General features: G+C 40.9%; 25 protein-coding genes. 9 read left to right on the top strand and 16 right to left on the bottom strand.

Annotated elements, in window-relative coordinates:
* Positions 1–14: 14 nt before the first annotated feature.
* On the bottom strand, positions 15–665 hold the full coding sequence (locus LEPBI_RS17660; protein WP_012476592.1) for a hypothetical protein: 651 nt from the start codon (positions 663–665) through the stop codon (positions 15–17).
* On the opposite strand from LEPBI_RS17660, the gene LEPBI_RS17655 reads away from it, so the two are divergent.
* Positions 657–2,165 carry a hypothetical protein gene (locus tag LEPBI_RS17655; RefSeq protein WP_012476830.1) on the top strand — a complete coding sequence of 503 codons (1,509 nt, stop codon included), beginning with the start codon at positions 657–659 and terminating at the stop codon, positions 2,163–2,165. The two genes, LEPBI_RS17660 and LEPBI_RS17655, sit on opposite strands and share 9 nt — an antisense overlap.
* Here LEPBI_RS17655 and LEPBI_RS17650 read toward each other — a convergent pair.
* From LEPBI_RS17650 to speE, 11 genes are all read right to left on the bottom strand, one after another.
* Positions 2,119–3,123 (bottom strand): DUF1574 domain-containing protein, encoded by a 1,005-nt coding sequence (locus tag LEPBI_RS17650; protein WP_264365967.1) that lies wholly within the window; start codon positions 3,121–3,123, stop codon positions 2,119–2,121. The two genes, LEPBI_RS17655 and LEPBI_RS17650, sit on opposite strands and share 47 nt — an antisense overlap.
* Before the next feature lie 141 nt (positions 3,124–3,264).
* Entirely contained in the window at positions 3,265–3,627 is a 363-nt protein-coding gene (locus LEPBI_RS17645; RefSeq protein WP_012476589.1) for a hypothetical protein, read from the bottom strand.
* A 58-nt stretch (positions 3,628–3,685) separates the two neighbouring features.
* Entirely contained in the window at positions 3,686–4,132 is a 447-nt protein-coding gene (locus LEPBI_RS17640; protein WP_012476588.1) for an SRPBCC family protein, read from the bottom strand.
* Between the two features lie 113 nt (positions 4,133–4,245).
* The gene (locus LEPBI_RS17635; RefSeq protein WP_041770201.1) at positions 4,246–5,559 is read right to left on the bottom strand and encodes an SAM-dependent methyltransferase; all 1,314 of its coding nucleotides are present in this window, start codon (positions 5,557–5,559) and stop codon (positions 4,246–4,248) included.
* Positions 5,516–6,319: a DUF1365 domain-containing protein gene (locus LEPBI_RS17630; RefSeq protein ID WP_012476586.1), complete on the bottom strand. Its 804-nt coding sequence runs from the start codon at positions 6,317–6,319 to the stop codon at positions 5,516–5,518. Before LEPBI_RS17630 ends, LEPBI_RS17635 begins: the two co-directional genes overlap by 44 nt.
* Before the next feature lie 8 nt (positions 6,320–6,327).
* Positions 6,328–7,599, bottom strand: a complete 1,272-nt coding sequence (locus tag LEPBI_RS17625) for an NAD(P)/FAD-dependent oxidoreductase (RefSeq protein ID WP_012476585.1) — start codon at positions 7,597–7,599, stop codon at positions 6,328–6,330.
* A 26-nt stretch (positions 7,600–7,625) separates the two neighbouring features.
* Positions 7,626–8,444 (bottom strand): orotidine-5'-phosphate decarboxylase, encoded by an 819-nt coding sequence (pyrF, locus tag LEPBI_RS17620; protein ID WP_012476584.1) that lies wholly within the window; start codon positions 8,442–8,444, stop codon positions 7,626–7,628.
* Positions 8,441–9,319, bottom strand: a complete 879-nt coding sequence (locus LEPBI_RS17615) for a hypothetical protein (protein WP_012476583.1) — start codon at positions 9,317–9,319, stop codon at positions 8,441–8,443. Before LEPBI_RS17615 ends, pyrF begins: the two co-directional genes overlap by 4 nt.
* The gene (locus LEPBI_RS17610) at positions 9,316–10,041 is read right to left on the bottom strand and encodes a hypothetical protein (protein ID WP_012476827.1); all 726 of its coding nucleotides are present in this window, start codon (positions 10,039–10,041) and stop codon (positions 9,316–9,318) included. The genes LEPBI_RS17615 and LEPBI_RS17610 overlap by 4 nt, the downstream gene beginning before the upstream one ends.
* A complete protein-coding gene (locus tag LEPBI_RS17605) occupies positions 10,031–11,290 on the bottom strand; it encodes a hypothetical protein (RefSeq protein ID WP_012476826.1) in 1,260 nt (419 codons plus the stop codon). The genes LEPBI_RS17610 and LEPBI_RS17605 overlap by 11 nt, the downstream gene beginning before the upstream one ends.
* 7 nt (positions 11,291–11,297) lie before the next feature.
* Complete coding sequence (gene speE / locus LEPBI_RS17600; RefSeq protein WP_012476580.1) at positions 11,298–12,143, bottom strand: polyamine aminopropyltransferase; 846 nt, start codon at positions 12,141–12,143, stop codon at positions 11,298–11,300.
* 140 nt (positions 12,144–12,283) lie between these two features.
* On the opposite strand from speE, the gene LEPBI_RS17595 reads away from it, so the two are divergent.
* From LEPBI_RS17595 to LEPBI_RS17570, 5 genes are all read left to right on the top strand, one after another.
* On the top strand, positions 12,284–12,733 hold the full coding sequence (locus LEPBI_RS17595) for a hypothetical protein (protein WP_012476579.1): 450 nt from the start codon (positions 12,284–12,286) through the stop codon (positions 12,731–12,733).
* 72 nt (positions 12,734–12,805) lie between these two features.
* Positions 12,806–13,195 (top strand): DUF302 domain-containing protein, encoded by a 390-nt coding sequence (locus tag LEPBI_RS17590; protein ID WP_012476578.1) that lies wholly within the window; start codon positions 12,806–12,808, stop codon positions 13,193–13,195.
* 223 nt (positions 13,196–13,418) lie between these two features.
* Positions 13,419–13,856: a hypothetical protein gene (locus LEPBI_RS17585; RefSeq protein WP_012476577.1), complete on the top strand. Its 438-nt coding sequence runs from the start codon at positions 13,419–13,421 to the stop codon at positions 13,854–13,856.
* A 164-nt stretch (positions 13,857–14,020) separates the two neighbouring features.
* Positions 14,021–14,374, top strand: coding sequence for an antibiotic biosynthesis monooxygenase family protein (locus tag LEPBI_RS17575; protein WP_012476576.1), 354 nt, complete (start codon positions 14,021–14,023; stop codon positions 14,372–14,374).
* On the top strand, positions 14,374–15,219 hold the full coding sequence (locus LEPBI_RS17570; RefSeq protein ID WP_012476575.1) for an RNA polymerase sigma factor: 846 nt from the start codon (positions 14,374–14,376) through the stop codon (positions 15,217–15,219). The genes LEPBI_RS17575 and LEPBI_RS17570 overlap by 1 nt, the downstream gene beginning before the upstream one ends.
* 46 nt (positions 15,220–15,265) lie before the next feature.
* Here LEPBI_RS17570 and LEPBI_RS17565 read toward each other — a convergent pair whose 3' ends face one another.
* From LEPBI_RS17565 to LEPBI_RS17550, 4 genes are read right to left on the bottom strand one after another with little or no spacing between them, the layout of a single operon-like run.
* Positions 15,266–16,189: a DMT family transporter gene (locus LEPBI_RS17565; protein WP_264365966.1), complete on the bottom strand. Its 924-nt coding sequence runs from the start codon at positions 16,187–16,189 to the stop codon at positions 15,266–15,268.
* Between the two features lie 7 nt (positions 16,190–16,196).
* Positions 16,197–16,679, bottom strand: coding sequence for a DUF2505 family protein (locus LEPBI_RS17560; protein ID WP_012476573.1), 483 nt, complete (start codon positions 16,677–16,679; stop codon positions 16,197–16,199).
* Positions 16,679–17,443, bottom strand: coding sequence for a ferritin-like domain-containing protein (locus LEPBI_RS17555; RefSeq protein WP_012476572.1), 765 nt, complete (start codon positions 17,441–17,443; stop codon positions 16,679–16,681). Before LEPBI_RS17555 ends, LEPBI_RS17560 begins: the two co-directional genes overlap by 1 nt.
* 58 nt (positions 17,444–17,501) lie before the next feature.
* Entirely contained in the window at positions 17,502–18,170 is a 669-nt protein-coding gene (locus LEPBI_RS17550; protein ID WP_012476571.1) for a lysoplasmalogenase, read from the bottom strand.
* Between the two features lie 66 nt (positions 18,171–18,236).
* Between LEPBI_RS17550 and LEPBI_RS17545 the strand changes: the two genes are divergently transcribed.
* The 3 genes from LEPBI_RS17545 to scpA are packed head-to-tail and all read left to right on the top strand — an operon-like array spanning position 18,237 to position 22,498.
* On the top strand, positions 18,237–18,545 hold the full coding sequence (locus LEPBI_RS17545) for a hypothetical protein (RefSeq protein ID WP_012476823.1): 309 nt from the start codon (positions 18,237–18,239) through the stop codon (positions 18,543–18,545).
* 1 nt (position 18,546) lies between these two features.
* On the top strand, positions 18,547–20,367 hold the full coding sequence (locus LEPBI_RS17540) for a methylmalonyl-CoA mutase family protein (protein ID WP_012476569.1): 1,821 nt from the start codon (positions 18,547–18,549) through the stop codon (positions 20,365–20,367).
* Positions 20,360–22,498, top strand: a complete 2,139-nt coding sequence (gene scpA, locus LEPBI_RS17535) for a methylmalonyl-CoA mutase (protein ID WP_012476568.1) — start codon at positions 20,360–20,362, stop codon at positions 22,496–22,498. Before LEPBI_RS17540 ends, scpA begins: the two co-directional genes overlap by 8 nt.
* The last annotated feature ends 78 nt before the right edge of the window (positions 22,499–22,576 follow it).

Below are 22,576 nucleotides of genomic sequence, written 5' to 3'. Positions count from 1 at the left end.
AAGGAAGGATAGGGTCAATTAGAAAAGGAACGTTTCCATCGGTAGAAACGCAGTTCTTCACTCGAGGGGAACCTAAAAAAAGGCTCCCAAATCCGTTTAGAGGCATTCCAGATTTTTTCTGGCCCTTTCCCCCCAAGCCCATTCAAATGGAAGCCCCAAATGCCCCCTTCGTTCCCTCTGATGCCAGGGATTTGGACGGCGACAGGACTTCCCGCCTTGTGTTCGATTTCATAGGGGAATGGGAGTTGTTTCGTTGTCCCAAGTAGGGATTCGGAAATCACCCATTGGTCCATTTGGTTTTTGGAGAGATGAAAGACTAAATGGTCACAATCAAACCGGCGTAATAAGGCAAATTTTGCCTCCCAAACTTCTTTGGCTCGGATTTGGCATGCTTCTGGGATGAGGAGAAAGTCGGAACCCTCTTTCGTAATTTTCCCTACAAATAGGACCTCTTCCCAACCGAGCGTTTTTTTGTAACGAAGTTCTTGGGCATTATAAAAAGACTTTCCCTTTTCGGAAAATATTTCTATCCCTAATAATAAGTATCCATTTTCAGTTGTTTGACGGTCTGAAAAATACAAACCTTCGATTGACTTTCCGTAAAAAGGATTCGTCCAAAAGAAAGAGAGAGAGAAAAATAATAAGACCGCTAGTTTATGACGCATTTCAAATTAAAACTCCTTCTCCCGATTCTCTTTCTTACAACAACGCTTTCGCAATGCAATCAGCTTAATTCACAATTTGGAAAAAATGACGACCTACTTTTATTATTAGGAGCCTATACACTTTTTGGAGCAAATTGTGTGACAGGCACGGATTTATGGGCACGTGATTTACGAACCCAAAACAGTGTCTGTGTCCCAGTGGAACTTGTGAGTTCTGGAAATTATGTAGAAGTGTATAAAGAAAAATCTTTATCAACTAGTTTCAATCTAATACAATTTGCCAATGATTTTGATACAATCACCTATCCGAGATTAGTGGATACATTTGGGGCTCCTAGTGACGTAGATGGAGATGGGAAAATCAAAATTTTAGTTATGGATATCAAAGATGGCGCAACATCAAACAGCGCTTATGTGGCAGGATATTTTGACCCAATCAATTATTTACCAGATAATTTTCTTTTACGTGTTCGATCCAATTTTGCAGAAGTATTATATTTAGATGGAAGAGAACTGATCGCAGCCACTAACAGCGACCCTAATGCGTTTGATTCCACAGCCGCTCACGAGTTCCAACATCTTTTGAGATTCCCAAAAATGTATGAAACAAACCAATCTGATGAGTTGTGGATCAACGAAGGCACAAGCGAGGTTGCGAGCGATATCGCAGGTTTTGGACCTCAAACAAGTCGATTGGATTGTTATTCTGGAGTGAATGATTCTCGGTGTGATGACGGTATTAATGGAGTCTCTCTGTTAGATTGGAATAATAATAGTGCTGAGGTTCTCAAACAGTATTCGTTTGCTTATGTATTCATGAGATACTTGTATGATATTTCAGGGACAAACGAAACTGAAAAAAAACAATTTTTCCGAAACACAGTTATTGGGTCTGGAGGGACAAGGGCCAATTCCACTGGGAACTTAATGCAAATCTTTAAATCCAGTGCCAATTTTGATACGACAAACCTCACAAATAACAATTCAGATGTTTTTTTTCGTTTGTTCACGCTCTTAACAGCTCAGAGTTTTGGAATCAATAATTTTTCATCAGTACAACAAGTGAGTGCGGATGGGCAAGCTCCAAACACCATTGATTTAACTGGTGCATTCGTCAAATACCCTCTTCCTTCGAGCCTGAATCGATTGATCACCCATCCAGTTTCGCCGATTACTGCGAAAAATTCGATCAAACAAGGTGCGGCAAACTTTTATGCAACGAGTGTACCAAACTTAAATGCATCAAGTTACCGTAAAAACCAAGGCCGCATCACTGGCGCTACGCAAGGGATACTATTTTGGGCGGACTCACCACAAGGCCTTAATACCAGTTTTAAATTTTTACCTGGAAAAGATGACACACCAATCCAAAATCCAACCAAACCTAGATCACTCAAAACAGTGATCCAAGAATCCTCAGCACATGGAGCCATCCCTATTTGTGGGATAGAATTTACAAATGATTTGGCTCATACTTACGAAAGTATTCCAATAAAATAGATCGCATAAGTCCTCTGTAACAATCTTTCGCTACGTGGCCACCATCTGCGAACGCATTACAGGTATAAGACGGATCATGTTTCAATTTTAAGATTGAAAAGTTATGATTTTTAGTGATGGTATCAATTTCGGTTTCCCAAGTTTTCACCAAAGATTCTTTTTCTAACAAATTTTCAAAATCAGGTGAAGACATAGGCCATACAATCACGGATTTAATGTTTTCATTTTGGAGACGCGTCAATATTTTTTCATAAAATCCAAATTGCATTGGACTCCTTTGGTAAGAAGCAAACAACCAATCAAGTGTCCTGTGGCTTGTTTGGAGTAATGCATTGGAATCTTTTTCCATATAATTATCAATGGGAGATAAACCATTCCCATTATGAGTTAAAATGTAATCATATGTTGATTTGTGCATCCCAAGTACATTTTCTAAATATGGATTTTTATAGTTTTTCCACATTTGATCGAGATACGGTTTATAAGTTCCAACAGCAAATAGTTTACGTCCAAGGTAAAACGAAACATGATCCTTTCCAAACAATGATAGATTCGAAAGAACATATCCTAAATCAAAACTATAAGTTAAATTGGAACTTTTAAAAACTGAGTTTTGATTGAATTGATTTGGATCGGTTTCCATGATCACAAGATCAGGTTTGATCCCAACATCTAAAATTTTCGTCAGTTGGAAATCATAATACGCGGGTGTTGTGACTGCTGAAGATAAATTATAAATCTCCCAGTCTGGATAAAAGGAAACTAACTCGTCATAGTCAAAATAAAGCAGACGAGAAGAACCTAAAACCAACATGATTTTTTTTGTTTTCGGTGTATTTACACCTGGTTTTTCTTCGATTAATTTTTGTAAAAAATCAGATTTAGCTTCATAGTTAACTGCCGTTAAATCTATTTTAGCTAGTGTTTGGATGTATGGGATCCTAAAGATAGAATCCACTAAAAACAAAAAGGTCAAAAGAAAAACTGGATAAAAAAGGAACCGTGCCTTGAGCATATCTGAAAGGAGAACGGAAACGGATTAAAATGTAAAGCGAATTGAGATATCTCCCTCAGACTTTCGAATGAGGGAGAAAGTAAATTATGCTACTTGTGTACGAGCAAGTTTGCGTTTCTTTTTGAGACTAACGAACCAATCATCAGCCTTACGGACATGGCTTACTAATTTTTTCACGTGTTCTCTATTTTCTGGATTTAAGATTTCACGTGCTTCTTGGATGATTTCTTCCACTGTTTTCACATGAAAAGTGAAATAACTTGTAAAGAGTTCATAATACTCTCTATCAGTATTTTCCCAATCCTTTGATTGAATGTCTTCAAAAAATTCAGATAACTGTGGTATGTCGATCTCAGGTGTCGCATCAAAATGATTATTCATCATCGCGATACGGTCTGTTATATCAGTAATTTTCTGGAAATAAGATTCCAATTCAGGATATTCCATCTTCCAACCCTCCTTAACAACCCTTACTTTTACCAGGATTTTAGAAAGGGTCGAGAGATCAAGATTTTTTTATAAATTTGCTGATGTCTGGATTCTGTTTTAAAAATTCTTTTAAGAGTACAGCTTGTCCATCCCAAGCTTCTTTGGCACCTTCTAGCCACACATGTGAAGAATCATTGTCAGGGAATCCTCCATTAACAATCGTTAGTTTCGAAGTATTTGGCCCTGTTGATTCAAATAATAACTGCAAAAAAATATCACCTGCAGGATGGTCTTTCCATTCCATAACCAGTTCTTTGAGAGGTTCAATTTTTTGATAGATGCCGTGAGTAGTAAAATTGCCTTCGAGACCCAGTTTCCAAGTCCATGAAAATTCTCCACCAACCTTTGGCCTTCCTCGCACTTCATCTGCTAACCAATGCACTAACACTTCATAAACGGTGACTGCTGACCACAATCGTTCAATAGGTTCGTCAAATGTAAAAACAGATCTGGTTTCTCTCATAGACAGAGGGATACTTTTTTAGGTTTGTTTGGCAAGATGTTTTTTTTAAGAATGGTCTACCAATGGAGCAAAAGAAAGGCCCCCACTGGTAGAATCCATTTTAAAAGATGGGATTAGATATTTAAATTATTGGGTCTTACGTAAACAGACTGCACTACGCTAATGTTTCGCATTTGGAAGGCTGCTGCACAATAAGCCAAATAGTATCGCCATTTCCGAATGAAGGTTTCGCTGTACCCCTGGTTTCTTACTTCTGTTAGGTTGTCCTCAAAAGCTTTTAACCAAATCCGAAGTGTTTTTGCATAACTCAAACCCATATCTTCCAAATGATGGAGATACATATCTCCCGTACGGTTGATTGCTTGGTTCATCCTTCCAATCGATGGCAGAAGAGAGCCTGGGAAAATATGTTTTTGGATAAAATCGATTCCCTTTTTGAAGGAGGTAAATCTTGAATCGGGGCAAGTGATCACTTGCAAGGCCATGATTCCATCTTGTGTCAAAAGGTCTTGGCACTTTTGAAAAAACGTTTCGTAGAAAGCATCCCCCACAGCTTCCAACATTTCTACTGACACAAGTTTTGTAAATCTCCCTTCGATCTTTCGATAGTCTTGGATACGAATTTCGATTTTATCCGACAATCCTTCCTTTTCTATGCGTTCCTTTGCAAACCGGAACTGTTCTTCTGATAAAGTAACAGTTGTTACTTTACATCCATAATTTTTTGCGGCATGGATCGATAAAAATCCCCATCCACTTCCAATTTCTAACAAATGGTCTTTTGGATTTAGTTTTAACTTTTGGCAAAGTCTGTCTACTTTAGTTGTTTGGGCTTCTTCCAAGGTTTGGTCAAGAGATTCAAAATATGCGGAACTATATGTCATCGTAGGATCTAAAAAAAGTTTATAAAAACGATTCCCTAAATCATAGTGTTCCACTATGTTTTTTTTACTTCCAGTGAGAGTGTTTCTTCGGAGGAAATGTAAAAATTTATTCCCTAAATTGAACAAATCCAAGTGGAATAATTTTTTTTTGGCACCTGATAAATTGGGAGCCTCATCCACATTTAAAATAAACCATGAAATTACATTTTCAATCGAATCTGTATCCCAATCTCCCGTTAAATAGGATTCGGAAAAGCCAATATCACCATGTAACACTGATTTTTTGAAAAACACAGGGTTTTTCACATGAATGAGTGCTGAATGGAACTTTGGTTCGAATGAAGTACTCGGATCACCTAGAACCACCTGTTCTCCGTTAGGTAAGATCATACGAAGGGATCCACGTTTCATGGAACTCATAGCCTTAAAAAATATTTTTTTGTAAATCGGATATTGTTCTGTGACTGTTTTATCCTTTAGTTCAGTAAAAAGCTCTGAATCAATCGTTTCTTGTAAAAGGGACTGGTTCGCTGATTTTTCCAAGTGGAACTCCTGTTTGTTTCTCTAAGTTTTGGTGTTTCTGTATGTAAGGAATTTTTTTGATCCACAACTTGAATGCTTGCCAATGAATCAATGTTATTATTTTGACGGTAATAAATGGAAATTGGATGAAAAGTTTTAATAAGTATTTGGTATGAAAGGGAATTTTTTTTCCGATAAAGGAAGTGATTAAAATTCGTTTCCCATTTTCATAAGAGTCGACTCCGATCTGTAATTTTTCATTCGGAGTGTTCAGGCGAAATTCAAATTCCGAATCCAAAGGAATGAAAGGAGAGACATAAAAATTTTTTGGTTCACGGATGAACACTTCTGGATCCGCGATCGTCCCTTTTGTTTTTTGAAACTTCCCAAGGTAGGGTTTGATTTCCCCAAATGTATTGCCTACTTCTGCAATGGCAGCCAATGGAAGACCCGAAGTATCAAAACAAAAATAGAAACTCACAGGATTAAACACATACCCGAGGACTCGTAAATTGGTGAGGAGGTAAATTTTTCCTATTTCACCTTTTACACCTGAGGCTTCTAAAAATGATTTTGTGTTTTCATATACTGAATCTTTTCCAAACTGTAAGTGGTCTTTGTCATAAAAAGAAAACAAATTCCAACGATTCCTGGAAAAGAAAAAACTTTTATGGGATAACTGGTCTATTTCTTCCAAATCCAGATAAAAATTAAAGATTTTATATTGGAATTTGTTTTCTGCGGGTGCGGTACGCATATGAAATACGTCCGCTTCATACATACAAGTATTTAAGTCCATGGGTCTCGTTTTAGGATACTTTTGGAAACGTTTACTGCCGACAAAAATCCATCTTCATGAAATCCATACCGAAAGTATGCACCAGCAAAATAAATCGGGCCATCTTCATTTAACTTTGGCAAACGACTTTGGCCAAGTGATGCTTCCACCGAAAACAAAGGGTGTTCATAGTCAATTTTTTTGATGGTATGGCTTTCTTTCACACGACCGGGGTCATTGATTGTCACAAAATAATTTTTTTTCTTGGAAACGTTTTGCAAACGATTCATCCAATAAATGGTGTAAGGTTCCATTTTTCCATCTTTTGATTCCGTGATTTTATAATTCCAACTAGACCAACAAGATTTGATGGTTGGCATATCCGAGTCATCGGTGTGTAAGGTTGCCGTATTGTGTTGGTACTTGTAAAGGGGCAAAAGTTCTTGTTCCAATTTGGTTGGATTCCCCAAAAGTTTTGCAGACAAATGGCCATGGGTCGCAAGGAGAACTTTGTCGAACACTTGCTTTTTCCCTTCAGGCAAAACTATTTCTACCTTTCCATTGGGGAGTCGATTGACTGACTGGACAGGTGTTTTCAATCGGATCCGGTCTTTTATCGGGGGAAGGATCCGATTCACATATTCCTTGGAACCACCATCCACCGTATACCATTGGTGTTGGGTATTGAGACCCAAAAAACCATGGTTGTAAAAAAAACGAATGAGGGACTTGGCTGGAAATTCCAACATCAAATCGGGAGGTGTGGACCAAACGGCAGAACTCATCGGAATTAAATAATAATTGAGGATGTCTTTCCCGTAACCAAAAGTCTCCATATAACGGCCCAAGTTCCAATCATCGTAAGTAGGATTTTCCAAAATTTTGGGAGCATTGGTATTAAAACGATCAATCTCAAGTAACATCTTCAGATATCGTGGACGGAAGAGATTTTTTTTCTGAGCAAATAATCCTCGAAGGCCAGACCCACTAAACTCTAGTTTGGTGGGGTGATATTGGACGCTAAAAGACATATCTGATTTTTTTGTAGGAACATTTAATGTCTGGAACAAACGTAATAAATTGGGATAGGTGACATGATTAAAAACGATAAAACCAGTATCAATGGGGATTTGGACACCATCTTCTTCCACCATCACTGTGTTAGTGTGCCCGCCGACATAATCAGCACTATCAAAAATCGTTAAATCAAAATCATTTTTTAAAAAGTAAGCAGAACCTAAACCCGCGATTCCTGTTCCGATAATTGCTAATGTTTCTTTCACTTGTTTCCCTAATGGTGATTAGACCGTTAAGGAAAGAGATGGTTCATCCTCAAATGAACTTCTTCCGATTTCTTTTTTGAAACTTCACCGTAATTTTCCGCAAGAGAACTGAGAGTGATGCCACGAGATGAATTGATCAGTGCCTCTTTCCCCGAAGCATGAATGATCGATTCCAAATCACCACCTTGGGCACCAAATCCTGGGATGAGAAAACAAAGATCGGGATGGCGCTTCCGGAGGGATTGGATTTCGGATGGATGGGTCCCTCCGACCACAAGACCCACTTGGCCCGGATACACTTCCGAAAGGGAAGCCATTTGGTCACTTACCTCTTCGTACAAGTACAAATCATTGGTCTTTGTTTTTAATTTTTGGAAGTCAGAGGAACTGGGATTGGAGGTTAACCCTAAAACAAAAAGATACCCACCCAAATCCAGATACGGTGTAAGACTATCCCGACCCATATACGGGTTCACGGTCAAAGCATCCACTTTCAAAGTTTGGAAAAAATACTTCGCATATTCTTTGGCAGTATTGGCAAGATCCCCCCGTTTGGCATCCATCACAATGGGTACCTCTGGTGAAACCTCTTTCATTAAGTGGACCATATGTTCTAATGCAAAATACCCTTCTGCCCCCAGACGTTCAAAAAAAGCAATGTTTGGTTTCCAAGCCACAGCATAGGGATGGGTGTAACGGACTATGGTTTCTGAAAAATGGACGAGCGGTGACTTTGAATCCAAACAGACTTTGGGTAATTTTTCTAGTTCGGGATCGATTCCGATACAAAGTTGGGATCTGAGTCCATCACGGCGATTACGGAATTTGGATAAAAATGAGGTCATGGATTGGACTTTGTTTCCTTAATTTGTTTCTTTTGTTTGCGTTTTTCTAACTCGAGCGTAATATCCCGCTTTTTATATCGACCATAAATATGACCTGGGATGACGGCAACGGCTGTGATCGGATTCACAACAACATCCCCTATCGCACCTCCCACATAAGTTGAGTAAGCTGGTGTTAAAAGTTCATAAGAGGAATTCAACTGGACCCTATCGTCTTTTTCCGCAAAATAATTCAAAGCATCATCAGAAGCCTTTGCTTCATGGTACAATGCACCTACAACAGGGATCGCATACACGATGGCATACCAAGTCCTTTCTTCTCGTTGCGAAAAATCTTTGGCATGGCCCCCTTCATGGATGGCAACAGGAGGTAGGTCCGAGTAAATGTGGATGGTATTGGTAAATGAATTGTAATGATCTCCCCCAATGGTTCCTGCAAACAATCGGCCAGGCAAAAAGGTATACGCTAAAAGTGAAATCGAACCAAAAAAATAACGAATCACAGGATTGATGTTTTTGTTCTTAGGAAGTCGCCTCCATTCAGAAAGGGGGGCATATTGGTTAAAACGAACCTTAACGTCTCTTAGGTTATTTTCCTTGATGTAACGGATTAAGTATTCTTTGGTTTCTTTGGATATATGATGGTTGTCAGCTTTCCGATTCCATAACACCAGTTTTGAGGGAAGAGAAAAAACCCAATTGCCAGTTTGGTCTAAAATCCAAACGGGTTCCCCTTCTTCAAATTGTGGATCGTCTTCTGTAAATTCAGGACTGGGATGGTATGGATTTCCATAATTATATGGTTTCTCCAAAGAATAACAATTGGAAAAAAAAACGACAAACCCACACAAAAATAAAATCCCAAATTGTCTCATAGGCTATCCAAAATATCCTTTAATTTTGGATCCACTGGTTCTTGTTTGGTGGGAACTGGTTTCGGCATTGGTTTTGGATCTTCCATTTTTTGTGACTCGGTTGATTTTTCCGAATGACCAGAATGGATTTCTAATTTTGTAAAAAGTTCTGTCAATGCATTCCGGCCCAGTTGGTTCAATTGGTCCTCTCGATTCCCACGAAATCCGTTATAAGGAACATACCATAAGAGCGGAACCAATGTGAGAACACTCCCCGTAAGGTAACAATTCGTCACTTTTGAATCTATCTCATCATAATATTGAATTTCTTCTTCTGCATATCCTCGGATTTGGACTTTCGCCTTCAGGCGAACAAACGTTAGATTTCTGAAACAACGATCCAAAGAAACGAGTTGGAATTCTTCCACGAGGATTTTCCCACCTCTCTCGATTAACAAAGGATAACGGGACTCTCGAATGGAAAGTTCTTTTCGAATCAAATACGAGAGTGGCCCGTATTCATTGGTTAGCGCTTCTGCTCCAAAAAAATAAGAGTCATACACAGCCATTTGGATCCGATTTTCACCATTCACTTGGATCACAATGTGATCCATTTTTTTGACAAAATCGTATTCTTTCTCATTGGGAAAAGGCCTGTAAACCCTGAGCGAAATCCCACATTGCAAAAATCCAAAAAGAATCAAAACATAGAGGAAAAAACGATAGAATCCATTAATAAACATAAGTATACCCAAAGTACAAATTCGAAATACCATAGGAACGAGTGGGCCGATCCTTTCCCCCATCCGCTTCATAAAACGCTGAACTCAAATAATAATCCCGAACAGCGGCCAAATAAGATTCTGGGTTCAGTGCCCGCAGGCCAGGGGGATCTGTTTCATTGGCCCGCCAATTGTATTGGATGGATTGGAGTCCCAATTGGAATTTATGATTTTGGAAAGGTGCCCAATTCAATTGGGCCAAAAGATTGAGCCCAATGACTGTTGTGGGTATACTTTTTTCAGAAAATAAAGAATACACTTCGTCTGCACTTGTTCGTTCCCCACCAAAACGACTCACTCCCCCGAGACTTGTGAAACTATCCCTTCTGTATTTCAGATTTCCAATAGGAGTAAGGAACATATCTCCACCTAACTCATAAGAGTAACTTTCAAAAAATTGGTGCACAAACTTAAAACCTGTACTCGGTGCTACATATTGGATGGAGTCTCGGAAGATTCCAGTTTGCCCCAAACTTTGTGAGTGTTGGGCCGAATTTGTGGAAAGAGATCCCAATCGCAAACCAAATTCCCACACAAACCTTTTGTTATGCGAATATTCTTCCAAAATTTGTACGACAATTTTATGATCCGCGCTGAAAAAACGATCGGTTTGAAAACCAGTTTGTAAACCACCAAAATCACCAAAGGAGAAAAAATTCCTCGTCGTATAAAATTGGAAATAAACGTATTCGAATCCCCATTTTTTGGAACTATGTAAGAAGGAAATTCGGGGAGAGAAGGTATCCGAATTTTTCCTCGCCCCTTCCCATTCCATTTGGTAAGGCAGGGTTCTGATATTTTGGTATCCCATCGGAGATCTTGGGAAATACGGGGTACCTGCCTGGAAAGCCACTCGTCCATCATCTAACGCCCATTCTTTGCCCGATCGAAACCCGGCGTTCTGGCTAAGGTAACGAAATCCAAGTTCCCAAGTTCCATTCAGAAAACTCAAAGAACCATTGTTTGTCGCCGGTAAATCGGAATTGGTTGGGATGAAAACTGGTTCTGGATTTTTGGTTTGGAAGTTATCTTTCCGAATTCGTTTCAGTTTTTCACGGATGAGGTTGGCACGTTTGGGATACCCACGTTCCTCATAGGATTCCGCTTCCAATTCCATCTCCGTTGCCTTTGTTTCTTGTGTTTCCAATCGAATCGGAAACACAAACCAAAAGACAAGTAGGAGGATCTGAAAGAGAAAGCGGTTTATCACAAAACTCTTAACCTTTTCGTTTGATATAGGCTTTGGCAAACTCAGGCAAAACAAATGCTGCTTTGTGGATCTCAGGGCTATAATACTTAAGACCTTTTGGCACTCGTTTCGGATCTGGGGTCACTGCATACGGATCAATTGCATTGGATAAAAATGTAAACCCAATGATCCCAGATGGGTATGTGGGAATGGTTGTGTAATAGTATCCATACTCAGGAAAAATTTTTGGGATGAATTCAAATAGAGATGTGATCACATCTCCATGGTACCAAAAGGATTCCGCTTGGGTCGCAATGATCCCTGTTGGTTTTAAGGCACTTGCCATATCCCGAAAGAATGGTTCTTTAAACAAAACTTCTGCAGGACCCACAGGGTCACTGGAATCCACAAGGATCACATCAAATCTACCTTTATTGTCACGGGCAAATTTGGCACCATCATCATAGTGATGGATAACCTTTGGGTCTTTCATTGCATCTGCACATTCAGGAAAGTATTTATAACTAATATCAACCACTGCTTTGTCAATCTCGCATAACACAACTTCTTTGACAGATGGGTGTTTTAAAACTTCGCGAACGGTTCCTCCATCTCCTCCTCCAATCACAAGCACTGATTCTGGATTGGGATGGCTCATCATCGGGATGTGGGCAATCATCTCATGATAAGAATGTTCGTCTTTGTTGGTAACCATTGTTACACCATCAAGTGTAAACATACGACCAAATGATTGTGTCTCAAATATATCAATTTTTTGGAACGGAGATTGTAGGCTTTCGATTGTTTTTGTTACTCGGTAACTCACAGCTCGCCCTTTTTCTAATTCCAATTTTTCAGTGTACCAAATCTCCATTAAATGCTCCTAAGGATTCTCTCTTTGAACCAGAATAGGAATGGGAAGAAGAGAGTGTAGTTTTTTTTACAGTTTTAGCTTTACGAAAGCTCAAAAATTGAACTTGGCGGGAATGGGACAGTCCCTTTCCATAGACTTGTATGCAGAAATATTCTCGCGTTTTTTACCTTGTCGGTTTTTTGGCGATGCCACTCTTTATTTTACTCCTCGTTTTTGGTTACATCAAAATCAACCAAATGGCAAGTGAAGAAATCCACTGGGGTCATAACAAGTCCTTTGCCTTTGGACAAGCCTCAAGAGAGGGAAAACTCATCTTACTTTCCATCACCAAATCCCGTTGTGAAATGTTAAAAGGTTTGGAATGTGGGGAAGGAAAACCTGACCTTGGCACCTACGTCCTTCTCAACTACACCCCTCGCGACAACGATTTCCAAACCTTGATCTTAGATGATCGGTTTGCCTCCCTGAAAAACGAACCACTCCCCCAATACTTTTTACTCAATGCATCGGGCGAAATCAGACATGCATCCAAACAACTCCCAAGTGTGGAAGAGATGCAAAAACTTCCCAAAAAAGAATCCAGCCCTTAATTTTTTTTAAAAAATCTCTTGCAACTTCTCAAACCACCTATACCCTATGGGGTATAGGAATTCGGAGGTTTTATGTTAGGCTTAACCGTTCACAGAAAAAAGAGTTTTGAAGAAACCATTGCTGATACCACAGAAGCTTTGAAAAAAGAAGGGTTTGGTGTTCTCACCACGATTGATGTCAAACAAACCTTAAAAGAAAAAATTGGTGTCGATTTCAAACGGTATACCATCCTCGGTGCCTGTAACCCCAGTTTTGCGCATAGAGCCTTACAAACCGCAGACGAAATAGGAATGTTATTACCATGCAATGTGGTGGTGACCGAAGAAAAAAACGGGGAAATCAAAGTATCCATCTTTGACCCTATGACCATGACAAAACTAGTCCAAAACTCCGAACTTGAATCCATCGCAAAGGAAGTCCAAGAAAAACTCGTACGGGTGATCCACCACCTCCACGAATGAAATTTTTTCTGAAATAGTTTTCACGAAGGACGGAGTGCGCCTCGCAATTGGACCGAACATTCGCATTCCATCCATTAGGCGATCCCGCTATCCGCTCCAATCTTTCTGGAAACGTTTCTAAATGGCAGTTCAAATCTGTATAAATCCAAGATTGCACTCCTTATCCAGAAAGGATTTCCGCTACTATCGGTGGCGGGGAGTGGACCCTAGCGAGTGAAGGAACGTGATACAATCTCTAGATAAGGGCTATCATTTGCATCGTAAGAATCGAATTGTTTTTTTCATTTTTTGTATCGGCTTTATTGTCGGTACTGTATCTCATACCATAGATATCCTAAACTTAGGTTTTTTGGGATATACGTTTGCTCCTTTCGCCTTAAATGTGTTTTGGACATCCTTAGTTTTTTTCGATCCACTTGTGATCTTACTTCTTTTCCTCAATTTGAGAATTGCGATTCTTTTAGCAATCATCGTAATGATTTTTGATATTACGATCAATCTTACTTATGGAATCGTCGCCTCCCACACTCCAATTCTTTTAGGACTCATCACTCAAATTCCATTTGGAATCTTTGTCGGTTTTACTGCGAAGGAATTATACCATTACAAAACCTGGAAGGAATTTCTGAAGATTGAACCAACAGGCTCTATGATTGAGTGAATTCATTCCGTAAAAAAACAAAAAGAAAGCGTTCACACACTGGGTTTCGATAGCGACCTCTCCCGTTTTTAAAAAACCCCACATTTTTTTCCCCGCTTCTGTCACAAACTGACTTTTCTTGGGTATCCATACTAGAGGCAAAAATGCCAAAAAAGGAGAAACCCATGATAGAGAGTTTGAAACAAGTTGGCCAAGAGTTACTGACCTTGGAAAGTTTACCCACAAGTACAGCAGTAGAAGTGGCCATCGTCACCTGTGAGAGTTCCAATTTGGAACATTACCATGAAATGAGAAAAAAGATGTTACCCATTCTGAAAACCCAAAAGGGATTTCTCGCTTGGAGGGCCTTCCAATCCAAAACAACCGAAGGTGTAATGATGGACCTTCTGTATTGGGAACAAGTGGAAGATTGCCATGAAGCAGGTAAAAATCTGCAAAACACAGAAACGGGAAAAGAGTTTTTTGGTTTGATGAAACAAACTTTGGTCTTTGAATTGTTTGAACGGCAGGCACTTTAATGAAAACCAATCGGGAAGAAGATCTGATTCTCATTGAGAAGGCACGGACGGGAGACCGCCGTGCTTTGGAGACTTTACTCAAAGGAGTGCAATCCTGGATTTATAATGTCATCCGTCGTATTTTACTGAACCCAGAAGAAGCAGAAGATGCCACCCAAGAAGTATTGTTCAAACTTGCGACCAATCTTGCCGCTTATGATCCCAATCGTGCCAGTTTCAAAACTTGGACATATCGCATAACCGTAAATTATGCGTTAAATGCAAAACGTGGGAAGTTGGAAGAACTCACGACCGGATTTTCTAGCTATGCGAATGAATTAAAACAAATGCCAGACATCGAAGTCCCAACCGACGAACTTTCGAACCCCGAAAATAAAATCCTTGTCGAAGAAGCAAAAGCATCATGTACTCTCGGTATGTTACTTTGCCTAGATCGGGAACAAAGAATTTCGCTCCTTATGGCTGATATCATGGGACTAAGTGATAAGGAAAGTGCCGAAATCATTGGGATTTCACACGATGCCTTTCGCAAACGTTTGAGTCGGGCAAGACAAGACCTCTACAAATTTATGGACGACAAATGTGGTCTCATCAATACATCCAATCCTTGCCGGTGTTCCAAAAAAATGAAAAGTTTCCAAAACCATGGTTGGATTGATGCAAAGAACCCTCGTTTTTCAGCACCCCATGTCCAAAGAGTAAAAGAACAAATCAAAAATTTGGAATGTGAAGATGAAGATTTCCAACGGAGAGAATACCAAGAAATCTTTAGAGACCACCCCTACTTTGAAACTCCTTCCAAAATTCTAGAAGAATTGCTAGTCAAATACAGTCCGACCTACTAACGCATAATCCAAATGATGCGAATCAAATTTTTTGGACAAATTAGATTTAAGATTTCCCACTGGAATCTGAATCCAGTTTCTCAATGGCAGTTGGCCTATTCTCTTTTTGTTTACGAAACACTTCCATCACGGCACAAAATAAAATCACCCCTCCCCCGAGCCATAATCTCTCGGGTGGGACTTCTCCAAGAAAGTACCATGCCGCCAAACTTCCGTAAATTGGGCTCAGTGTGGAAAGGGTTCCCGCCGTTGTCACAGACAAATTTGACAAACTGCGAATCCAAATCGTATGGGCAAGGGAAGTAAAAATCCCTGCAAGGATGATCTGGAAGAGCAAATATTTGGGTTCCGCAAGCATCTGGGAAAGTCCATCCGCAAATGGTAATAACACAAGTGAGGTGGCAAAGAGTTGGGTGAAAAGGATTTGGGAACTGGGGTAATGGACATGCATTTCTTTTGTGAGTAAATTTCGGATGGCATACAATACCGCAGAAACCACTCCCCAAACCACACCTTGGAACATTTGGTTGTCCCAAGAAAGATCAGGCACAATGAGAAAAAGTCCAAAGAGCGAAAATGAAGCTAAAAACAAAGCAAATGGTTCTGGTTTTTTGCCACCAAACAAAGGTTCCAAGATGGCAGAAAACACGGGATAGGTGAAAAGTGATAACATCCCCACGGCAACTGTGGAAACTTGGATGGAGTGGAAATAAGTCACCCAGTGAAGGGCAAATAAGATCCCAATCCCAAAGACAAAACCAAAATCTTTAAAACTTTTGTACGATATCGACTTACGTCGGAGGGCAAAAAACAATCCTAAGATCAAAACGGAAAACAGGGCTCGGCCTGAGATGATGGTGACGGCAGGGAATGGAAGGAGTTTGGCAAACAAAGTGACGTTCCCCATGATGAGGACCGTCAAATTGAGCTCGAGAACGGAGCGGAGTAAGGTTGGGGAAGAAGTTTTCACTTCTTCCTTAGGATTCAACCCCTAAAAATTTGGCGATGGATTTTCTGTCCTTTTCCAAACTATGTTTGTGAATTTCTTCAATCGCCTTCTCAACGATAGGAGAAACAAAGAGTAAACTCGATACGACATCCACATCATAGGACCGCTTGGATTCGGCACCACTCGCTTCATACTTACTTTTCCCTTTGATCACAAACACATTGTCTTTCCCTGGAGGGGAAATTTTAAACTCATGTGTATTGGTTGTGATATCAAAGGTAGACTCTTCGAGTAAGGAAAGGTCATTCAGAGCGGCCGACAAAACGGCAGGCATGGATCCTTCCAAACTTACTTTTCGTTTTTGATGAATGAGGTTTCCTTCTTTTTTTTCCTCGAGTAAGGTCACATTCTTTAGATCAGGGAACTGATCTAGGTGTTTGTATCTCTCCTCTCTTGCATGCAAAAGTTTCTCTAACGTGACTGGAAATGTATGGGTGACTTGGTACTTCACTATTTTTTCTTACCTTTTTTCTTAGCCGGTTTTGCCTTTGGTTTGGCTTTTTTAGGCGTAGGCTTCACAACTTTTTTGACCGCTTTCTTTGCCTTCGCTTTTTTTACCGATTTTCCAACAGTTTTAGCAGATGACTTCGGAGAACCACTTGGTTTTGCCTTTGACGTTGTTTTTGGTTTCGCAGTCGTTTTTGGTTTGTTTGGAGCTCTGTACTGTGGAGTGACTTGTGCAAGCAGTTCTTCATCTTCCCAATAAAACACTTGATCGGCAGGTGTTGATTGTTCCATTGCCATTGCTTGCGCTTCTAACAATGAATTATTGGATTCATTAAAGTTTGCTAATTTTTGAAATAACAAATTGATTTTTGGATCTTGGAATTTTCCTCGAACAGTCGCATAAAAATTACGAGCGTCTTCCCCTTCTCGGATCGCAAGTTCAATTGCCTTTTTTTCGTCGGCCTTTACTTCTGCATTTTTGTTTCGATCCAATCGATCCATAATTTTTTGGATCGTAGAGGAATGGAATTTTTCGATTTCCGAAAGTTGTTTTAGGTTAGGAAGTTCTTTCCCTTCTGCACTTTTGTAAATCTCTTTGATGTATTTGATGTGCTCATCACCATCTAATGCAAGTTGGCTGAAGAGCTCTCTAATCTGCCCTTCTGGCAAACTTTCAGAAAGTTTAAGATAAAAATTGAAACATTGAACCTCATGTTCAATCGCAGCCGCTACTGCTTCAATAAAGGATGTTTTTTTTAGTGATTTCATAATCCCTTTCCCTGGTTTAGAAAAACCATAAGTACGATACTCGTTTGAGCCAAGTGAATCAAGTATTTTTCACAGATTGAACATCTAACTCTTCTGACTTTGTAGCAGAATAAATTAGAACTTGGGCAAGATAATATGTGATCATAATGCCAAGAGACGCGAACGTACGATCCATTTCTCGGTTGAGAAACATCGAATAGGCTATGATGGAATCAGACAAAATAAAAACGAGTGCACCCGCAAGTCCCAAATAAAATGGTTTTGTAATGGAGTTTCTGGCAGCAGCCCTCCATCCCATAAGGCAAATGGCAGAGATGTAAAATCCAACGGGTATCATCAGTGCGCCCAATTTTGGTGCAAGCACCATAAAGAAGGAACTTCCAAATAACAAAAACGGAATCGCAAGGATTGGTTTGATTTTGGAATCAATGGTGAAGGCATAGGAATAAATCAATTGGGCAATGAGAAACGATCCAAGCCCAGGCACAAAGTATCCTTCTTTGGGTATGGCCAAAAAACTGTCGCCAAAAAGCGAAAATACGAGCCCAATCGCTACCAATTTCCCACGTTTTTCCAATGTCGGGTAAAATCGCATCAAACCAAAAATCAAAATGATGATGGGTATGATTTTGGAAGGGAGATAAAATCCATCCTCTTTTGTGATCGTAACGATCGCAAGGAGATGAACAACAGAAAAGAGAACAAACAAAACAATTTCTTTAGCCATATTTCTTACTTTACACAGATATCATTCTCGAGATTTCATCAGATGGAAAGCCCGAGTGATCAGCCTATGAAACAAACACGACCCTTGTCTATCCTTTTCTTAATCTGTCTTTTGTGGACACAAAGTATATCTGCGAGAGAAGTTCCATCTGGTGGAGAAATGTTGATTGATCTCATCGTAGCTCGTCCTATGGGACTTGCAGGGACAGTTCTAGGTACCGCAGCTTTCATCGTTGCGTCTCCCTTCACTCTTCTCTCGGGTACGTTCATCCAATCAGGAAAACGATTGGTTGTGTACCCAGCAAAATTCACCTTCACACGAGGGTTAGGCGACTTTCCAGGGTATATGGAAGAATACCAAATCGTAGAGGAATAAATTGAACGAATTTTTATTTTCAGACTTCCCCGAAGTATCCACTGAGGATTGGAAAAACCAAATCCTCAAAGACCTAAAAGGCAGTCCTTGGGACAAAGTGACATGGCAAACCGAAGAAGGTTTTACCATTGAACCCTTTTACCGCAAAGAAGACTTACCAGTTTTGCCTCGTGTTTTCAAACGAAACCCTGGTTGGAAAGTCACAGAACAAGTCACTTCCAAATCCGAAACAAATACACTCACTGAAAAAGGTGTGGATGCTGCTATCCTAATTTCTCATGAAGAAAATGGAAAAAACTTCGGTTGTCAGATTGCTTCTGCTTCTGACTTAGAATCCTTATCCAAGTCCATTGGTGCCATTCCCCTCATTGTCTCCCTTGCCACAAGGACTCCCAAGTTTGGCGACTCATTAAAAAAACTCGTTTCTTCGCATAACACTGTACTCGGCGACTTTGACCCTTATGGCACCGCAATCCTCTGCGGGGAACTTGGTTGTGAAGAAAACAGTATTGGGAAATCGTTTGCCAGTCTTTCTGGGACCAAAGGTTTTGCGGGAGTCGGAATCCACAGTTTGTATTTACGCGACTCTGGGGCATCGATTAGCCAAGAACTCGCCTATTCCCTCGCATGGGGAGTGGACTACTTAAACCTACATTTACAAGCTGGTGTTTCCATTGAAGATGCTGCCGCCAACATTTGGTTTTGGATGGGGATTGGATCGGATTATTTTACCGAAATTGCGAAATTCCGTGCGATGCGAATCCTTTGGACGGAAGTTTTAAATGTTTACAAACCAGGGCTTGGAGAAACACTCCCAGCTCTCCTCCTTGCCCAAACCTCCAATTTCCAATACTCAGCCTACGATCCCTATGTGAATATGTTACGTGGGACAACGGCGGCGATGTCTGCTGTGATCGGGGGAGCAGATTTTATCAATGTCTCACCATTTGATTCCGAATATACCACAAAACAGGAGTTAGGCAAGCGGATTGCACGGAATGCCCAACTGTTATTACGTTACGAATCCTTTTTAGACAAGGTGGAAGACCCTGCCTCTGGTTCCTATTATTTGGAAGTTCTTACCAAAAAACTTGCAGAGACTGCTTGGGAAAAATTCCAAACCGTCGAGAAAGATGGTGGTTTCGGTGCCTCTCTGAAAACGGGAAACATCCAAAGAGACATCCAATCGCGTGCGACGAAAAAAAGAGAAGCACTTGCTACAAAAAAAGAAATCCTACTTGGTACAAACCAATACCCACTTCCTTCCGAAAGGCATGCAGAACTCAAAGACTCCCTTCGCGAAACGGAAACAAGACTCTCCTATTTGGAAAAGTCAACTTACGAACGTTTGGTGCCACTCAGACTCTCTTATGAATTTGACAAATGGCGTAACCCAACAGACCGCCATGTCGCTTCCGGGAAAAAAGCCCCGAAGGTGTTTTTACTCACCATTGGGGACTTAACCATGAGAAAGGCTCGTGCGGGTTTTAGCTCCAACTTTATCGGCTGCCTCGGATATGAAATTTTCGACAACTTGGGATTTTCTTCTGTCAAAGAAGGAGTTTCTAAAGCCAAAGAACTCGGTTGTGAAATTGTAGTACTTTGTTCGTCTGACGAAGAGTATGCGACTTACCTGCCCGAGTTTGCCAAGGAAATGGGATCACAACTTCCGAATTCTTGGAAACTCCTTGCGGGTTATCCAAAGGATTTAGTGAGCCAAGCGGAATCCCTTGGAATCGATGACTTCATCCATATGAAACGAAACCTAGTTCAATTTATGGAAAAAGCCCAAACCAAATGGATCGGCAAACCAAATGAATAAACCTAATTTTGCGAATACTCCCCTTTCTTTTAGCGCTCCAAAACCGGATCCAAAGTCGATTTCCCTTTGGCAAACGGCAGAAGGGATCTCCATCCAATCGCGTTACCAAAACTCCGATTTGGAAGGATTGGAACACCTAAATTATGCGGCGGGGATTCCGCCCTACCTACGTGGACCTTATTCCACCATGTATGTGAATAAACCTTGGACGGTCCGCCAGTATGCAGGATTTTCCACAGCAGAAGAATCCAATGCCTTTTATCGTCGTAACTTGGCCGCAGGACAAAAGGGACTTTCGGTTGCCTTTGACTTAGCGACACATAGAGGGTACGATTCCGACCACGAACGTGTGGTGGGAGATGTGGGAAAAGCGGGAGTGGCGATTGATTCGGTCCTCGACATGAAGATTCTCTTCGACCAAATCCCACTCGACCAAATGTCTGTTTCCATGACGATGAATGGAGCCGTCATTCCCGTACTTGCCTTCTATATTGTGGCTGCAGAGGAACAAGGGGTCTCCAAAGATAAACTTTCGGGGACCATCCAAAACGATATCCTAAAAGAATTCATGGTGCGGAATACTTACATTTACCCGCCAAAACATTCCATGAAAATCATCGCCGATATCTTTGGTTATACTTCCAAGTACATGCCAAAGTTTAATTCCATTTCCATCTCAGGTTATCATATGCAAGAAGCCGGAGCCACTGCGGATTTAGAACTTGCTTACACTTTGGCCGATGGTTGGGAATACATCAAAACAGGAATCGCTTCTGGGCTTTCTGTGGATGAATTTGCCCCTCGCCTTTCTTTCTTTTGGGCGATTGGGATGAACCATTTTATGGAGATTGCCAAGATGCGTGCGGGACGTCTCCTTTGGGCAAAGATTGTGAACCAGTTCCAACCCAAGTCGACGAAGTCTTTAGCGCTTCGGACCCACTGCCAAACCTCAGGATGGTCACTCACCGAACAAGACCCATTCAATAATGTGGGAAGGACTTGTATTGAAGCGATGGCAGCTGCCCTTGGCCACACACAATCCCTTCACACCAATGCTCTTGATGAAGCGATTGCTCTCCCCACTGACTTCTCGGCTAGGATCGCACGAAATACTCAAATTTACCTCCAAGAAGAAACAAACATCCACCGTGTCATCGACCCATGGGGCGGATCGTTTTATGTGGAAAAACTCACGAATGATTTGGTCCACAAAGCATGGGACCTCATCACCGAAGTACAGAAATTAGGTGGGATGGCCGAGGCAATTGAGACGGGAATTCCAAAGATGCGCATCGAAGAAGCATCCGCAAGAAAACAAGCTCGTATCGACTCTGGTAAAGATGTGATTGTGGGAGTGAACCGATTCCGTTTGGATAAGGAAGCTCCACTTGATATTTTAGATATCGATAACACAGCGGTTCGAATTGCCCAAATCAAACGACTCGAACAAATGAAAAAAGACCGTGACAATACGGCCGTCGAAGCCGCGTTAAACGCCATTACCAAATGTGCCGAAACGGGTAACGGGAATTTATTGGAGCTCGCAGTGGATGCTGCAAGAAAACGTGCCTCCCTTGGTGAAATTTCGTATGCAATGGAAAAAGTATTCGGGAGGTACAAAGCTGTGATTAGATCCATCTCTGGAGTGTATTCCTCAGAAATTTCCGAAGACAAAGGTTATATTGAAGCAAGGAATCTTGCTGACGAATTTGCAAAACTCGAAGGAAGGCGTCCTCGGATCATGGTGGCCAAAATGGGACAAGATGGCCATGACCGTGGTGCCAAGGTGATCTCTACTAGTTTTGCTGACATGGGCTTTGACGTTGATATCGGGCCTCTTTTCCAAACCCCAGCGGAAGTCGCCAAACAAGTGGTGGAAAACGACTGCCATATTTTGGGTGTTTCTTCGCTTGCGGCAGGACATAAAACGCTTGTCCCACAAGTGATTGAAGAGTTAAAAAAACTCGGCGCAGAAGATGTGTTAGTTGTTGTGGGGGGAGTGATCCCTGCCCAAGATTATGACTTCCTCTACAAATCAGGTGCGACAGCCATTTTTGGACCAGGAACCGTCATTTCGGAAGCCGCCAAACAAATCCTCAATTTGTTACTTGGCGAAAGACGAGCTGCCTAAACGGGAAAAGCGAGTCGAAACAGAACCAACCTGACACCGATATCCTATTTAGGGTTCGGTGTGAGTGGGAAGGATTCG

Origin of the sequence: Leptospira biflexa serovar Patoc strain 'Patoc 1 (Paris)' (genome assembly GCF_000017685.1) — a bacterium.
Lineage (GTDB): Bacteria > Spirochaetota > Leptospiria > Leptospirales > Leptospiraceae > Leptospira_A > Leptospira_A biflexa.
The sequence above is the reverse complement of the archived record's forward strand: the minus strand, read 5'-3'. Positions and strand labels throughout refer to the sequence as shown.

Bases quoted from the DNA above. Each gene is read 5' to 3' on its own strand.
- LEPBI_RS17595 (WP_012476579.1), top strand. From the start codon at position 12,284: ATGCAGAAATATTCTCGCGTTTTTTACCTTGTCGGTTTTTTGGCGATG.
- scpA (WP_012476568.1), top strand. From the start codon at position 20,360: ATGAATAAACCTAATTTTGCGAATACTCCCCTTTCTTTTAGCGCTCCA.
- LEPBI_RS17615 (WP_012476583.1), bottom strand. From the start codon at position 9,319: ATGAGACAATTTGGGATTTTATTTTTGTGTGGGTTTGTCGTTTTTTTT.
- LEPBI_RS17630 (WP_012476586.1), bottom strand. From the start codon at position 6,319: ATGTATGAAGCGGACGTATTTCATATGCGTACCGCACCCGCAGAAAAC.
- LEPBI_RS17640 (WP_012476588.1), bottom strand. From the start codon at position 4,132: ATGAGAGAAACCAGATCTGTTTTTACATTTGACGAACCTATTGAACGA.
- LEPBI_RS17645 (WP_012476589.1), bottom strand. From the start codon at position 3,627: ATGGAATATCCTGAATTGGAATCTTATTTCCAGAAAATTACTGATATA.
- LEPBI_RS17660 (WP_012476592.1), bottom strand. From the start codon at position 665: ATGCGTCATAAACTAGCGGTCTTATTATTTTTCTCTCTCTCTTTCTTT.
- LEPBI_RS17590 (WP_012476578.1), top strand. From the start codon at position 12,806: ATGTTAGGCTTAACCGTTCACAGAAAAAAGAGTTTTGAAGAAACCATT.
- LEPBI_RS17555 (WP_012476572.1), bottom strand. From the start codon at position 17,443: ATGAAATCACTAAAAAAAACATCCTTTATTGAAGCAGTAGCGGCTGCG.
- LEPBI_RS17570 (WP_012476575.1), top strand. From the start codon at position 14,374: ATGAAAACCAATCGGGAAGAAGATCTGATTCTCATTGAGAAGGCACGG.
- LEPBI_RS17550 (WP_012476571.1), bottom strand. From the start codon at position 18,170: ATGGCTAAAGAAATTGTTTTGTTTGTTCTCTTTTCTGTTGTTCATCTC.
- LEPBI_RS17610 (WP_012476827.1), bottom strand. From the start codon at position 10,041: ATGTTTATTAATGGATTCTATCGTTTTTTCCTCTATGTTTTGATTCTT.
- LEPBI_RS17655 (WP_012476830.1), top strand. From the start codon at position 657: ATGACGCATTTCAAATTAAAACTCCTTCTCCCGATTCTCTTTCTTACA.
- LEPBI_RS17575 (WP_012476576.1), top strand. From the start codon at position 14,021: ATGATAGAGAGTTTGAAACAAGTTGGCCAAGAGTTACTGACCTTGGAA.
- speE (WP_012476580.1), bottom strand. From the start codon at position 12,143: ATGGAGATTTGGTACACTGAAAAATTGGAATTAGAAAAAGGGCGAGCT.
- LEPBI_RS17545 (WP_012476823.1), top strand. From the start codon at position 18,237: ATGAAACAAACACGACCCTTGTCTATCCTTTTCTTAATCTGTCTTTTG.
- pyrF (WP_012476584.1), bottom strand. From the start codon at position 8,444: ATGACCTCATTTTTATCCAAATTCCGTAATCGCCGTGATGGACTCAGA.